Genomic DNA, 13128 nt, shown 5'->3' on the forward strand with positions numbered 1-13128 from the left:
CCAGGTCTTCGCTCCACGCGCCATGCAGCTCATCGATATCGGTGCCAACCTCACCCACGAGGCCTTCGACCGCGATCGCGACGCAGTCCTGCAGCGCGCGCGCGCTGCCGGCGTGGCCCAGCTGGTGGTCACCGGGGCCAGCCGCGAGCATTCGCCCAGGGCGCTGGAACTGGCGCGCGCGCATCCGGGGTTCCTGTTCGCCACCGCCGGCGTGCATCCGCACCACGCCAGCGAATACAGCGCCGAGTGCGATGCGCAGATGCGCATGCTGCTTGCCCAGCCTGAAGTGGTGGCGGTGGGCGAATGCGGGCTGGACTACCACCGCGACCTCTCCCCGCGCCCGGCCCAGCGCCGCGCGTTCGAGCACCAGCTGCAGAGCGCGGTGGACACCGGCAAGCCGCTGTTCCTGCACCAGCGCGAGGCGCATGCCGATTTCATGGCGATGATGAAGCAATTCGACGGTCAGCTGCCGGCCGCGGTGGTGCACTGCTTCACCGGCACGCGCCAGGAGCTGTTCGATTACCTGGACCAGGACTGGCACATCGGCATCACCGGCTGGCTGTGCGACGAGCGCCGCGGCGCGCATCTGCGCACGCTGGTGCCGCACATCCCCGCGCACCGGCTGATGCTCGAGACCGATGCGCCGTACCTGCTGCCGCGCACCCTCAAGCCGATGCCCAAGGACCGTCGCAACGAACCGGCCTTCCTGGCGCACATCGCACACGAAGTTGCACGCGAGCGCGGCGAGGAACCTGCCGTCACTGCCGCCAGCACCACCCACACCGCGCGCGCGTTCTTCGGCCTGCCGGTTGCCTGAGCGTGCCGGCCGCCGGGCTCACTGGGCCTGGTCGTCTTCCTGCTTGGCCTCTGCCATCGCCTCCGGTTCCAGGTCTTCGGCGACGCGGTTGAACTTGACGAAAGCGCCCCAGGCGATCAGCAGCACCGCGGCGGTGAGGCCGATGGCCCCGGCATAGGGCAGTTTGGTGGGATCTTCGTGGCCCAGCTCGAAGGTCATCACCAGGGTCTCGATGCTCAGCGCGATCACCACCACCAAGAACCGCGACAGGTAGCGGTGCGTCGATGGCGCCGCAGCATGGCCAGCGCCGCGTGCGGGCGGCGCGAAGGCGTCAGCCGCTCACCCAAGCTGGGCGGCGACCAACACCTGCAGGTGGATCCACGCCGTTTCCAGCCGCGCCACGCGCAGGCCGGCGTGCGCGGCGCGATGGACCATGTCGCCGACGATGTGCGCCGCTTCCACCCGCTGGCCCGATTGCAGGTCGCGCAGCATCGAGGCGGTCAGCGTGGAACCGGGCTGGGTCAACGCCTCCAGCATCGAGGCCTGCGCGGTCTGCGGCACCTGGACCCCGGCCGCGGCGGCCACCTCCAGGCATTCCGCGTACAGGCCGGCCATGAACGCGTGCCCGCCCTCGGCGGCGACGATCTGGCCGACGCTGCCGCGCATCAGGCAGGTGGCCGCCGCCAGCGCGGTCACGAAGCTGTACTTGCTCCATTGCGCCACGGCGATGTCGGCTGCGTGTTCGAACTTCAGCCCGGCCTGCCGGCACAGCGTGGCCAGCGCCTGCGTGCGCGGGCTGTCGGTGTCGCCGCTGCGCTCGCCGAAGGTGATCGAGGCGGTCCTGCCCAGGTGCAGCACCTGGCCATCCGGGCCCTTCATCGCACTGATGAAGCACAGCCCGCCCAGCACGTTGGCCGCGCCAAAGCGCGCGTCCAGCGCGGTGTAGTGCAGCAGGCCGTTGAGGATCGGCAGCACGCTCGTGCCCGGGCCGACCGCAGGGGCGATCGCGTCGATGGCGCTGTCCAGGTCATAGGCCTTGCAGCTCAGCAGCACCAGGTCGAAGGGTTTGCCGGCCGCCAGCGCCGGCAGCGCCTCGGCGGTGACATGGGCCACCGGAAACTGCGCATCGCTCTGCGCGGTCCTGATCACCAGGCCGTCGCGCTCGAGCTGTTCGGCACGCGCAGGACGCACCAGGAAAGTCACGTCCGCGCCGGACTGCGCCAGCCGTCCGCCGAAATAACCACCGGTGCCACCGGCACCCAATACCAGGATCCGCATGTGCCGTTCTCCAGAGCTTGCAGGATCAGCTGCGCAGGCCGATGCCGCGCTTGAGCAGGTGCAGGCCCAGTGCGCCCAGTGACACCACGAAGCCCACCATCAGCACGTAGGCCACCCACAGCGGCACGTCGGAGCTGCCCAGCAGGCCGTAGCGGAACGCGTTGACCATGTAGAAGATCGGGTTGAGGTGGGTCAGCGCCTCGGCCCAGCCCGGCAGCAGCTCGACCGAATAGAACACCCCGCCCAGATAGGTCAGCGGGGTCAGGATGAAGGTCGGCACGATCGCGATGTCATCGAACTTGCGCGCGTAGGCGGCATTGACGAAGCCGGCCAGCGAGAAGATCGTCGCGCCCAGCAGCACCGTGCTCAGGGTCACCAGCGGGTGCGGGATGCGCACCGGGGTGAAGAACATCGCGATGATCAGCACGATCACGCCCACCATCAGCCCGCGCAGCACCGCGCCGGCCACGTAGCCCAGCAGGATCACCCAGTTGGGCACCGGGCTGACCAGCAGCTCTTCCACATGGCGGCCGAACTTGGCGCCGAAGAACGACGAGCTGATGTTGCCGTAGCTGTTCTGGATCACGCTCATCATCACCAGGCCCGGGACGATGAACTGCATGTAGGAGAAACCGCCCATGTCGCCCACGCGCGAGCCGATCAGGCCGCCGAAGATCATGAAGTACAGGGTCATGGTGATCGCCGGCGGCACCAGGGTCTGGCCCCAGATGCGCAGGATGCGCGCCACTTCGCGCCGGGCGATGGTCCACAGCGCGGTCAGGTTGCGCCGGGTGTTGCTGGCAGGCGGCAGCAGGGCCTGGTTGCTCATGCGGAAACCTCCGTGGGCGTGGCGGCGGGCGCGGCGGTCAGGCGCACGAACAGCTCCTCCAGCCGGTTGGACTTGGTCCGCATCGAACGCACGCGGATGCCGGCCGCGGCCAGCGCTTCGAACACCCGGGTGAGGTCCATCGCCCGCGGCATGTCCAGGTCCAGCGTGTGCGGGTCGGCGGCGGCCAGCGTGGCGCCTTCGATCACCGGCAGCTGCGCGGGCAGTTCGCCCTCAATGTCGAACAGGAACCCCTCCACGTCCAGCTGCGCCAGCAACGTGCGCATCGGCCCCTGCTGCACGATCCGGCCGTGATTGATGATGGCCAGGTTGCGGCACAGGCTCTCGGCTTCCTCCAGGTAGTGCGTGGTCAGGATGATGGTGGTGCCGGCGATGTTGATGTCCTTGAGCGTCTTCCACATGCCGCGGCGGATCTCGATATCGACCCCGGCGGTGGGTTCGTCCAGGATCAGCAGGCGCGGTCGGGTCATCATCGCCCGGGCGATCATCAGCCGGCGCTTCATGCCACCAGAAAGGGTGCGGCTCATCAGGAAGGCCTTGTCCCACAGCTGGGCGCGCTTGAGCTCGTCCTCGGCAAGCGGCACGGCCTGGCGGCGCGGGATGCCATAGAAGCCGGCGTAGTTGACCAGGATGTCGAAGGGTTTCTCGAACAGGTTGAAGTTGATCTCCTGCGGGACCAGGCCGATCAGGCGCATGGCCGCGTCGCGGCGGGCCGACAGGTCGACGCCGAACACCTGGACCTGGCCTGAGGTCTTGTTGACCAGCGAGGAAATGATGCCGATCAGGGTCGACTTGCCGGCGCCGTTGGGGCCGAGCAGGGCGAAGAAATCGCCGGGCGCCACGGTCAGCGACACGCCCTTGAGCGCCTCGACGCCGTTGCTGTAGCGCTTGGTCAGATCGACGATGGACAGCGCCGGGACGTTGCCGGCCGCCGCGGAAGGAACAGTCATGGAGTGGGCCTTTGCGCGGGCGAAGGCCCGCAGGACAAGCGATTGCCTATTATAGGCGCCCCGCCTGGCTGCCCGGGCACCAGAGCGTTCCACTTGGCCATTGCCCAGTTCCGCCGACGCTGCGCGAACGCGGCATGATCGCGCCCAGCGTGGGCCACGATGTGTTCGCCTGCACCCAGGGCACCCGATGGCGTTCGTGCCCGGCCAGTTCATCCTGCAGCCGGGCGATGCCAACGCGCGAGATGCCGTACCACGACCCGTTGCGCGCCTTCGCCGTGGCGCATCCGGGCTTTCGCTGCCTGCCGTGCCTGGCGCGAGAACGGCCGGCCGCCGCGCACGCCCGGATGCGCGGCGGCTACCTGCAGCAGGTGCTGGCCGGGTTCGCCCCGGACCCGACCCGCGACATCGCCTGCCTGTGCGGCAATCCGGACAGGGTCGAGGCCCCGTTCCCAAGGCGCGCGTGCTGTTCGAACCGTCATGCCCCCTGCCTTCGGTCACATCCGCCGGCGCCCCGGGTCATGTCAGCATCCACGCAGGAAATTTCCGCTGTCTTCCAAGGAGTTCGTCATGCGGCACCGCTGGTTGTTCCCCGCCCTGATCCTGGCCGCATGCGCGCCAGCGGCGCAGGCCCGCACCCTGGGCACGCTGGAATTCAAGCCGTGCGCGCTCAGCGCACCGCTGTCGGCCAGCGTCGTCCAGGCCCAGTGCACCACCCTGGCGGTTCCGGAAAATCCCAAGGCGCCCGATGGCCGCAGGATCAGCCTGCGCATCGGCTGGATCCCGGCCGGGCGCGAGGAGGCGGCCGAGCCCGATCCGGTGTTCATGCTCGCCGGCGGCCCGGGCCAGTCGGCGCTGGACAGCTATCCGCAGGTGCAGCCGGCGTTCGCCGAAGTGGTCAGGAAGCGCAACCTGATCCTGGTCGACCAGCGTGGCACCGGCGGCTCCAACCCGCTGCAGTGCGCCAACCCGACCGATGCCATGGACCCTGACTCGCCGCAGGCGGCGGCGGACTACGCGCGCCAGTGCATGGCCACGCTGGAGAAGAAGGCCGACCTGCGCCACTACACCACCGGTCAGGCCATCGGCGACCTGGACAGCGTGCGCCAGGCCATCGGTGCGGACAAGATCAACCTGGTCGGCGTGTCCTACGGCACCCGCGTGGCCCAGCAGTACGCGGCCGCCTATCCGCAGCACACCCGCGCGATCGTGCTGGACGGGGTGGTGCCCAACTCGCTGGTGCTGGGCAACGAGTTCGCGGCGAACCTGGAACACGCACTGGACCTGCAGTTCGGCCGCTGCGCCAGGGACGCCAAGTGCACGGAGAAACTCGGCGACCCGCGCCAGCGCCTCAACGCGTTGATGAAGACCTTGAAGGACACCCCGCCGACGGTCAGCTTCCGCGATCCGGCCACTGGCGTGGCCCGGCAGGAAGTGCTCACTGCCGGCGATGTGGCGATGCTGGTGCGCATGTCGGCCTATCTGCCGCTGATGACCGCGACCCTGCCGCTGCAGTTTTCCGAAGCCGCGCAGGGCCGCTACGACACCCTGGCCGCCAGCGCCAACATGATCGGCGATTCGCTGGCCGATGCGATGGCCATCGGCATGCAGCTGTCGGTGATCTGCACCGAGGACGGCAGCGAGCTGAAGGCCGATCCGGCACAGGACGGCACGCTGCTGGGCAACGCGATTGTCGACGGTTTGAAAGCACAGTGCGCGGTATGGCCCAAGGGCACCCGCGCGGCGAACTTTCGCAAGCCGCTGTCCACACAGGTGCCGGCGCTGCTGCTGAGCGGCCAGTTCGATCCGGTCACCCCGCCGCGTTATGGCGAGGAAGTGGCCAAGGCCCTGCCCAACGCGCGCCACCTGGTGCTGCGCGGCCAGGGCCACAACGTCATCGCCGCAGGCTGCACACCGCAGCTGCTGGGCAAGTTCCTCGATGGCCTGGATCCGAAGGCACTGGATGCCAAGTGCCTGGACCGGCTGACCGACACCCCGCCTTTCACCGGCTTCTACGGATGGGACCCATGATCGCCCTGCGCAATCTCCACAAGACCTTCAAGACCAAAAAGAGCGAGGTCAAGGCCGTCAATGGCGTGGACTTCACCGCCGCCGATGGCCAGATCACCGGCCTGCTGGGGCCCAATGGCGCCGGCAAGACCACCACCCTGCGCATGCTCTACACCCTGATGCAGCCCGACGTGGGCCAGGTGCTGGTCGATGGCGTGGACGTGGCCAGCAACCCGCAGGCCGCGCGCCGCGCGCTGGGCGTGCTGCCCGATGCGCGCGGTGTCTACAAGCGCCTGACCGCACGCGAGAACATCGCCTACTTCGGCCAGCTGCATGGCCTGGACAGCGACACGATCAACGCGCGCACCGAGCGCCTGGTGCAGGCATTGAACATGGCCGACTTCATCGACCGCCGCGCCGAGGGCTTCAGCCAGGGCCAACGGACCAAGACCGCGATCGCCCGCGCGCTGGTGCATGACCCGCGCAACGTGGTCCTGGACGAGCCCACCAACGGCCTGGACGTGATGACCACCCGCGGCCTGCGCGAATTCCTCAAAGACCTGCGCGGCGAAGGACGCTGCGTGGTGTTTTCCAGCCACATCATGCAGGAGGTCGCCGCGCTGTGTGACCGCATCGTGATCATCGCCAAGGGCACCGTGGTCGCAGCGGGAACCGCCGACGAACTGCGCGCGCACTACGGCGAGCAGAACCTGGAGGACGCCTTCGTCAAGGCGATCGGCTCCGAGGAGGGTCTGGTCGCATGAGCAGTCTGAAGACCCTCATGATCGTGATGCGCAAGGAGCTCAAGGACCTGTTCCGCGACCGGCGCACGGTGTTCCTGTCGCTGGCGCTGGGGCCGATCCTGATTCCGGTGATGCTGGTGGGCATCTTCACCCTGACCGAGAACCGGATCCGCGACCTGACCGAAAAGCCGCTGGAGCTGCCCGTCATCGGCAAGGACAACGCGCCCAACCTGATCGCCTGGCTGCAAGGCCAGAACGTCACCATCAAGGCGCCACCGACCGACATCGCCGCTGCCATCGCCGAGCAGAAGGACGATGTGATCCTGCGCATCGGCGACGACTACGCCGAGAAGTGGCGCAGGAGCGAACCTGCACCGGTGGAGGTGATCAGCGACAGCACCCGCCAGAACGCCGAGGTGCCGGTCAAGCGGGTACAGGCGCTGCTCAAGGCCTACAGCGGGCAGGTCGCGGCACTGCGCCTGCTGGCGCGCGGGATCAGTCCCTCGGCCGCCGCACCGCTGCAGGTCGGCGAGACCGACATGGCCTCCGATGCGGCCAAGCGCGGCCAGCTGGTCGGGATCCTGCTGCCCTACCTGCTGATCCTCAGTGCGTTCATGGGCGGCGCCTACCTGATCATGGATGCCACGGCCGGCGAGCGCGAACGCCAGTCGATGGAACCGCTGCTGGCCACGCCGGCCGCGCGCGGCGCGATCGTCAGCGGCAAGGTGGCCGCGGCCTGCGCGGTGGCGCTGCTGTCGCTGGCCTTTACCCTGCTGATGTTCAAGGCCACCGCGGTGATCTCGCCGACCGTGGGTCGGCAGATGTCGGTGAGTTTCATGACCATCGCGATGCTGCTGCTGATCCTGATGCCGATGGTGTTCATCGGCACCACCCTGCTGACCTATCTGTCGGCCACGGCCAAGAGCATGAAGGAGGCGCAGAGCCACATGAGCTATCTCATGCTGCTGCCGATGCTGCCTTCGATCATCCTGATGGTGAACCCGGTCAAGACCCAGCTATGGCAGTTCGCGGTGCCGTTCCTGGCGCAGAACCAGCTGATCCTGAAGGTCGTGCGCGGCGAGGCGATCGCGCCGGTGCAGTGGGCCACCTACCTGGGTGCGAGCTTCTCGCTGGCCGCGCTGATGTGGTTGCTGGCCGTGCGCCGCTATCGCGGCGAGCAGCTGGCGATCTCCGGCTGAGGCCCAGGGCCCTCGCCAAACGAGGAAGGGCCGGCATTGCCGGCCCTTCTTTCCCACATCTGGCCGATCAGCCCGGACTGAACGCGATCGTGCGCCGGGTGGTGCTGGTCGCGCCGGTGGGTTCGAACTTCCAGCGCTTGACCGCAGTCAGCGCGGCGCGGTCGAACACGCGCGGCGGAGTCGCCTCGACCACCCGCGCATTGGTGACATCGCCGTCGCCGCCGATGGTGATCTCCACGACGACGGTGCCGCTGGTATTGGCGCGCAGGGCCTCCATCGGATAACGCGGCGAGGGCGCGCTCAGCAGCCGACGTTCGCCCGCCGGCGGGGCCGGCTCGGCGGCCACCGGACGCGGCGCCGGGGTTTGGGTGGCCGGGGCCGGCGCCGGGTTCGGGGCGTCTGCCACGGGCTGGCGCGCAGGCGCGGCGGCCGGAGGCGTCTCGGTCCGGGCCGGCTCGGCCCGCGCGGCTGGCGTTTGCTGCGCCTGCTGGGCCTGCGCCTGCTGCGCCTGCTGGGCCGCCAGGGCGTCGGCGGCCTGCTTCTGCTGGGCGGCCTGTTCGGCCAGGCGCTGGGTTTCCCTGGTCTTGGCCTCGGCGGCCGCCTTGGCCTTGCTGGCTTCGTCGGTGGTCTGCTGGGCCAGCAGCTTCTCGCCGCTGGCGATGGCCTGGCCCAGGCGGGGCAGGGCCGGCGCCTTGGGATCAGCCTTGCCGATCAGGGCCAGCAGGCGCCTGGCCTCGTCGAAGTCCTGGCGGCCAATGCTCTGCTCGGCGGCGATCACCGTGTAGGGCATCAGGTCGGTCAGGGCGCTGGTGGTGGCCGGATCGTCGGGCTGCTTGTCACGCAGGGCCAGGTAGTACTCCATGGCGTTGTCGCCGCCCGGGGCGTAGATGCGGTTCTGGCTCAGCGCCTTGCTGGCGGCGGCGCGCAGGTCCTCGGCGCTCATCGCCTGGACACTGGCGGCCACCGCTGGCTTGGGTGGGCTGTCGGCGGCCACCGCCTGCGCTGCGCTGGCCTTGTCGGTCGGTGCGGCGCTGCCGGGTTGGCCGTCGGCGGCCGGCGGTGGCTTGGAACAGGCGGCCAGCAGGCCGAGCAGCGCGAACGCTGCCACGGGCCGCAGGGCGGTCGGTGTGAGCTTGGACATCTGGTATTTCCCCTGGGTGCGCATTGCCTGACGAATGCCTGCAACGTGAAAGTCACGGAAATCGCCAGCGCTTGTCAACAGGCGCCCGCTCCTACTTGCCGATGCAGAACGTGGAAAAGATCCGTCCCAGCAGCGCGTCGGGCGAGGTTTTGCCGGTGATCTCACCCAGCGCGTCATGGGCAAGCCGCAAGTGTTCAGCGGCCAGTTCAAGCGTTTCATGATCAATCTCGCGTTTTGCAAGGTCCAGGTGCGCCAGGGCCTGCTCCAGCGCCAGCACATGGCGGGCGCGGGCGGAGAACTCACCCTCAGCAGAGGCGAGTGCCGGGCCACTGACCAGCGCCTGCAGCCGCGCCAGCAGGGCCTGGATGCCGGCGCCGGTGCGGGTCGAGATGCCCAGCGCCTGGTCCGGCAGCGCATGGGTCGCCGGCAGCAGATCGGTCTTGTTGTGCAGCCACAGCTGGCGAAGCTGCGGGTCGAGCAGGTTTGCGGTCGCCGCATGGCCGGCCTGCGGATCGCGCGCGTCGACCACCACCAGGGCCACGTCGGCGCGCTGCAGTTCCTCGCCGGCCCGGCGCATGCCTTCGCGTTCGATCACATCGCCACCGCTGCGCAGGCCGGCGGTATCGACCAGGGTCAGCTCCAGGCCATCGACGCGGATCACTTCGTGCAGGGTGTCGCGGGTGGTGCCGGCCAGCTCGCTGACGATGGCCCGCTCGCGTCCGGCCAGTGCATTGAGCAGCGAGCTCTTGCCGGCGTTGGGCGGGCCGACGATCACCACATGCAGGCCGTCGCGCAGGCGCCGGCCGCGCTCGGCCTCGGCCAACAGCCCGGCCAACGCGTCGCCCAGCTCGGCCAGGCCGGAGCGCACCGCCGCGCCGCCGAGCGTGTCCAGCGGCTCGTCGGCGAAATCGATCGCCGCCTCCACATGCACGCGCAGCCGCAGCAGCTGTTCGGACAGTGCCTGGATGCGGCGCGAGAACACCCCCTCCAGCGAACGTCGCGCCGCGCGCGCCGCGCGGGCGTCACCGGCGGCGATCAGGTCGGCGATCGCCTCGGCCTGGGCCAGGTCGAGCTTGCCGTTGAGGAAGGCGCGTTCGGAAAACTCGCCGGGCCGCGCCGGGCGCGCGCCCAGCGCGCAGGCGCGCGCCACCAGGGCGCGCAGCACGACCGGGCTGCCGTGGGCCTGCAGTTCGACCACGTCCTCGCCGGTAAAACTGGCCGGGGCGAGGAAGGCCAGGGCGATGCCATCGTCGATCACCTCGCCGTCGCCATCGAGGAAGCGCGCGTAACGCGCCCGGCGCGGCCGCAGCTGGCCGGCGCCCATCGCCGCGGCGATCGCCAGCGCCTGCGGCCCGGACAGGCGCACGATGCCCACCCCCCCGGCGCCGGGGGCGGTGGCCACTGCGGCAATGGTGTCGGTGGTCGCGGCCGCTGCGCTCACGGTTGCTCCGGTTGGACAGGCGTTCGGTGCAGGGTCGACGCGATCCTGGTCAGGTCCGGAATTGCCGCCCGGCTTACTTGCCCTTGGTCTTGAGGTCGTCCTTGGTGTGGCCCTTGCCATCGGTCTCGGGCCTGGCCAGCACCGGCTGGCCGTGGATGCGGCCCATCCACCACTGCTGCAGCAGGCTCAGGCCGCCGTTGGTGACCCAGTACAGCACCAGGCCGGAAGGGAAGAAGGCCATGGTCGCGCCGAAGATCAGCGGCATGAGCTGCATCATCCTGGCCTGGGTCGGGTCCATGCCCGGGTTGGGCGTCAGCCGCTGGGTCAGGAACATCACCGCCACGTTGAGCAGCGGCAGGACGAAGTACGGATCGCGCGCGGTCAGGTCCTGGATCCACAGGATCCACGGCGCCTGGCGCAACTCCACCGATTCGTTGAGCACCCAGTACAGGCACAGGAAGATCGGCATCTGGATCAGCGTGGGCAGGCAGCCACCCATCGGATTGATCTTCTCTTTCTTGTACAGCTCCATCATCGCCTGCTGCAACTTGGCGCGGTCATCGCCATAGCGCTCCTTCAGCTGCGCCATGCGCGGCTGGAAGCGGCGCAGCTTGGCCATCGACTTGTACTGGGCCGAGGACAGCGGGAACAGCACCAGCTTGATCACCACCACCAGGCCGATGATCGACCAGCCCCAGTTACCCAGCAGCTCGTGCAGATGACTCAGGATCCAGAACAGGGCCGAGCCGATCACCGCCAGCGGCGCGAACCGGCTGTAGTCCACCGCGCTGTCCAGGCCCGGAATGCCCGAGGCCTGGATCGCCCTGACCAGCTTCGGGCCAACCCACAGGCGCGCCTGGACGGTGCTGGTCTGGCCTGGTGCCACGCTCACGGCCGGACCGGTCTGGCTGATCAGGTAACGCGGGGTGCCATCGACCACGCGCTGGTCCAGCGAAACCTTGGTCGGCTGCGCCGGATCGGGCACCCAGGCGCTGAGGAAGTGGTGCTCCAGCATCGCCGCCCAGCCGCCGGTGGCATCCTGGTTGAGCTTGCCCCCTTCCAGGTAGTCCTCGTCGAACTTGCGTCGTTCATAGGCGCCGCTGGCGGTGCGCCAGGCGGCACCGACCAGGCTGAAGGCATGCGGATTGGTGAAGCCGCCCTTGACCGGCGGCGGCGGCACGCGTTCGAGTTGGCGATAGACCACCCCGCGCCACGGTGCCTGGCCGGTGTTGGTGACCTGGTCGGACACGCCTACCAGGTACTGGCCGCGCCTGACGGTGAAGGTGCGCACGATGCGCACGCCATTGCCTTCCCACACGAACGGGATGCTCAGGCTGTCCTGGTCGGCGCCCAGACTGTAATCGCGCTGCGGCTGCATCGGGCGAAAGACCGAGCTCTGGTCCGGGGCCGCGCCGCTCTGGGCAATCCAGGCCACCGCGGCGGTGTAGCGCTGGGCCGGGTCGTCCTTGAACAGCTCGACCGGTGGGGCGCCGGGATCACGGCTCTGCGGGTACTGCAGCAACTGGGCGCGCAGGACCTTGCTGCCGTCAATCACCAGCTTGAGCGTGTCGGTACTGACGGTGACCTGGGTGCCCTGCGTCGCCGGCGCGGCGGCCGCCGCATGGGCCGGCGCGGTGGTCTGCTCGGCCACGTTGGCCGACGGAATGGTCAGGCCCTCGGTGCTGGGCACGCCATTGCCCTGGTCGGATGTGGTGCCCGGCGCGGTCGCAACCGCAGTGGCGGGTTGGTCCTGGGCGCTGGTCCACTTGCCCCACTCCATCCACAACAAGGTCGCCACCATCAGCCAGGCGAAGATCAGGAAAACACGGGTCTGGTTCATCAGGCAGGCAGTCTCAGCCGGTGGTCGGGTCCGGCGTGGAAAGGGAGGAGGGAGGGCTCGAAGGCGCGGGGCGCATTGTGCCGCCCGCATCCGGAGGGGGCAACGCGCCGGCGCGCACCAGCAGCCCGCAGAAGGCCTGGCGCAGCTGCGTGGACGAAGCGGCGGCCGCCGGTGGGCGGGCGACCAGCACGTAGTCGCCCGGCTCCAGCTGCGCGCGCAGGGCGCGGAACTGCTCGCGCAAGGTCCGCTTGATGCGGTTGCGGCCGACGGCGTGCTTGTCGACCTTGCGTGACACCGCCAGACCCAGCCGCGCCCCGTCGCCGCCAGCCGCGTAATGCAGGGCCAGCATCGGCGCCGCGGTCCGGCGTGCGGTGGCGAACACCCGGGCGTACTCGGCCGAGGTGCGCACCCGGGCCGCACGGGGGAAGGTCCTGCGGGGAAATTCAGAGCTCATGGCACGACAAAGCCCGCACCGTTGCCGGGCGCGGGCTTGGGGTGCAGACGCATGGCAATGTCAGAGCCGCGCACCGGGCGCGGCCCCGGCATCAGGCGCAGAGCGTCTTGCGGCCCTTGGCGCGACGGCGGGCGAGGATCTTGCGGCCGTCAGCGGTCTTCATGCGTGCACGAAAACCGTGGTCGCGCTTGCGCTTGAGATTGCTGGGCTGGTAGGTGCGCTTGGTGGCCATGGGGCACTCTAAGGCGTATGCGTGGAAAGAACCGGAAATTCTACGGGGCGCCGGTTTGCTGCGTCAAGGGCAGGGTGTGGACCAGGCTGTGGATGGGCGGTGGGCCGCCGGTGCATCGTGGTAACCTGCGCGGCCCCTTTTTCGCTTGTGCCACGCAGGTTGTTGCCACGCCTGCGCCGGCCGGATGATCGATCTCGCAA

General features: G+C 69.3%; 12 protein-coding genes and 1 pseudogene. 4 read left to right on the forward strand and 9 right to left on the reverse strand.

The window, feature by feature from the left end; all coding sequences use genetic code 11:
- Nucleotides 1–22 precede the first annotated feature (22 nt).
- Nucleotides 23–817, forward strand: a complete 795-nt coding sequence (locus DSC_RS15520) for a TatD family hydrolase (protein WP_014162158.1) — start codon at nt 23–25, stop codon at nt 815–817.
- 18 nt (nt 818–835) lie between these two features.
- Here DSC_RS15520 and DSC_RS15525 read toward each other — a convergent pair.
- The 4 genes and pseudogenes from DSC_RS15525 to DSC_RS15540 all read right to left on the reverse strand — a co-directional run.
- Nucleotides 836–1072, reverse strand: a pseudogene (locus tag DSC_RS15525) (hypothetical protein); the annotation flags it as partial.
- 63 nt (nt 1073–1135) lie between these two features.
- Nucleotides 1136–2074, reverse strand: a complete 939-nt coding sequence (gene panE / locus DSC_RS15530; RefSeq protein ID WP_014162160.1) for a 2-dehydropantoate 2-reductase — start codon at nt 2072–2074, stop codon at nt 1136–1138.
- Nucleotides 2075–2099: 25 nt separating this feature from the next.
- On the reverse strand, nt 2100–2903 hold the full coding sequence (locus DSC_RS15535; protein ID WP_014162161.1) for an ABC transporter permease: 804 nt from the start codon (nt 2901–2903) through the stop codon (nt 2100–2102).
- Entirely contained in the window at nt 2900–3871 is a 972-nt protein-coding gene (locus DSC_RS15540) for an ABC transporter ATP-binding protein (protein WP_014162162.1), read from the reverse strand. Before DSC_RS15540 ends, DSC_RS15535 begins: the two co-directional genes overlap by 4 nt.
- Nucleotides 3872–4438: 567 nt before the next feature.
- On the opposite strand from DSC_RS15540, the gene DSC_RS15545 reads away from it, so the two are divergent.
- From DSC_RS15545 to DSC_RS15555, 3 genes are read left to right on the forward strand one after another with little or no spacing between them, the layout of a single operon-like run.
- Nucleotides 4439–5899, forward strand: coding sequence for an alpha/beta hydrolase (locus DSC_RS15545; protein ID WP_014162164.1), 1461 nt, complete (start codon nt 4439–4441; stop codon nt 5897–5899).
- Complete coding sequence (locus DSC_RS15550; protein WP_014162165.1) at nt 5896–6642, forward strand: ABC transporter ATP-binding protein; 747 nt, start codon at nt 5896–5898, stop codon at nt 6640–6642. Before DSC_RS15545 ends, DSC_RS15550 begins: the two co-directional genes overlap by 4 nt.
- Nucleotides 6639–7820, forward strand: coding sequence for an ABC transporter permease (locus tag DSC_RS15555; protein ID WP_014162166.1), 1182 nt, complete (start codon nt 6639–6641; stop codon nt 7818–7820). Before DSC_RS15550 ends, DSC_RS15555 begins: the two co-directional genes overlap by 4 nt.
- A 67-nt stretch (nt 7821–7887) precedes the next feature.
- Here the strand turns inward: DSC_RS15555 and DSC_RS15560 are convergent, their stop codons facing one another.
- From DSC_RS15560 to rpmH, 5 genes are all read right to left on the reverse strand, one after another.
- Nucleotides 7888–8961, reverse strand: a complete 1074-nt coding sequence (locus DSC_RS15560; protein WP_043291523.1) for an energy transducer TonB — start codon at nt 8959–8961, stop codon at nt 7888–7890.
- 91 nt (nt 8962–9052) lie between these two features.
- Complete coding sequence (mnmE, locus tag DSC_RS15565; protein WP_014162168.1) at nt 9053–10402, reverse strand: tRNA uridine-5-carboxymethylaminomethyl(34) synthesis GTPase MnmE; 1350 nt, start codon at nt 10400–10402, stop codon at nt 9053–9055.
- Nucleotides 10403–10475: 73 nt separating this feature from the next.
- Nucleotides 10476–12242 (reverse strand): membrane protein insertase YidC, encoded by a 1767-nt coding sequence (gene yidC, locus DSC_RS15570; RefSeq protein ID WP_014162169.1) that lies wholly within the window; start codon nt 12240–12242, stop codon nt 10476–10478.
- Between the two features lie 13 nt (nt 12243–12255).
- Nucleotides 12256–12696, reverse strand: coding sequence for a ribonuclease P protein component (rnpA, locus tag DSC_RS15575; RefSeq protein ID WP_043290795.1), 441 nt, complete (start codon nt 12694–12696; stop codon nt 12256–12258).
- Between the two features lie 91 nt (nt 12697–12787).
- The gene (gene rpmH / locus DSC_RS15580; RefSeq protein ID WP_014162171.1) at nt 12788–12928 is read right to left on the reverse strand and encodes a 50S ribosomal protein L34; all 141 of its coding nucleotides are present in this window, start codon (nt 12926–12928) and stop codon (nt 12788–12790) included.
- Nucleotides 12929–13128: the final 200 nt, after the last annotated feature.

The sequence above is a fragment of the Pseudoxanthomonas spadix BD-a59 genome, from assembly GCF_000233915.3.
GTDB classification, from domain to species: domain Bacteria; phylum Pseudomonadota; class Gammaproteobacteria; order Xanthomonadales; family Xanthomonadaceae; genus Pseudoxanthomonas_A; species Pseudoxanthomonas_A spadix.

Coding starts and splice junctions, on each gene's coding strand:
- DSC_RS15520 (WP_014162158.1), top strand. CDS start 23: ATGCAGCTCATCGATATCGGTGCCAACCTCACCCACGAGGCCTTCGAC.
- DSC_RS15550 (WP_014162165.1), top strand. CDS start 5,896: ATGATCGCCCTGCGCAATCTCCACAAGACCTTCAAGACCAAAAAGAGC.
- DSC_RS15555 (WP_014162166.1), top strand. CDS start 6,639: ATGAGCAGTCTGAAGACCCTCATGATCGTGATGCGCAAGGAGCTCAAG.
- DSC_RS15535 (WP_014162161.1), bottom strand. CDS start 2,903: ATGAGCAACCAGGCCCTGCTGCCGCCTGCCAGCAACACCCGGCGCAAC.
- rnpA (WP_043290795.1), bottom strand. CDS start 12,696: ATGAGCTCTGAATTTCCCCGCAGGACCTTCCCCCGTGCGGCCCGGGTG.
- panE (WP_014162160.1), bottom strand. CDS start 2,074: ATGCGGATCCTGGTATTGGGTGCCGGTGGCACCGGTGGTTATTTCGGC.
- yidC (WP_014162169.1), bottom strand. CDS start 12,242: ATGAACCAGACCCGTGTTTTCCTGATCTTCGCCTGGCTGATGGTGGCG.
- DSC_RS15545 (WP_014162164.1), top strand. CDS start 4,439: ATGCGGCACCGCTGGTTGTTCCCCGCCCTGATCCTGGCCGCATGCGCG.
- DSC_RS15560 (WP_043291523.1), bottom strand. CDS start 8,961: ATGTCCAAGCTCACACCGACCGCCCTGCGGCCCGTGGCAGCGTTCGCG.
- DSC_RS15540 (WP_014162162.1), bottom strand. CDS start 3,871: ATGACTGTTCCTTCCGCGGCGGCCGGCAACGTCCCGGCGCTGTCCATC.
- rpmH (WP_014162171.1), bottom strand. CDS start 12,928: ATGGCCACCAAGCGCACCTACCAGCCCAGCAATCTCAAGCGCAAGCGC.